Source organism: Micromonospora sp. DT31 (assembly GCF_049841795.1).
GTDB lineage: Bacteria > Actinomycetota > Actinomycetes > Mycobacteriales > Micromonosporaceae > Micromonospora.
Genome location: NZ_JBNCKZ010000077.1, coordinates 1 through 304, shown reverse-complemented (window position 1 = coordinate 304; position 304 = coordinate 1). Strand labels below are relative to the sequence as shown.

Below are 304 nucleotides of genomic sequence, written 5' to 3'. Positions count from 1 at the left end.
CCAACGACGACGAACACGCCGTATCCACCGTCACCGCAGGCCCCTCCAACCCGAAGTGATACGCCACCCGACCAGAGGCGATACTGGCGGCGCTCCCCGCGCCCACGTAGCCCTCGAAGCCCTCCGGGGGGCGGTGCTGGAGCCGACCTCCGTAGTCGTGGTACATGACACCCACATAGACGCTCGTCGAGCTGCCGCGTAGCGAGTCCGGGGCGATGCCCGCCCGTTCGAACGCCTCCCACGACGTCTCCAACAACAACCGCTGCTGCGGATCCATCGCGGTCGCCTCCCGCGGACTGATCCC

1 protein-coding gene is annotated in these 304 nt (G+C 68.4%); it reads right to left on the bottom strand.

All coding sequences use genetic code 11. The features are described from left to right. Positions 1-304, bottom strand: a 304-nt coding sequence (locus tag ACLQ2X_RS28455) for a beta-ketoacyl synthase N-terminal-like domain-containing protein (RefSeq protein ID WP_425684151.1), incomplete at both ends; no start/stop codon positions are given.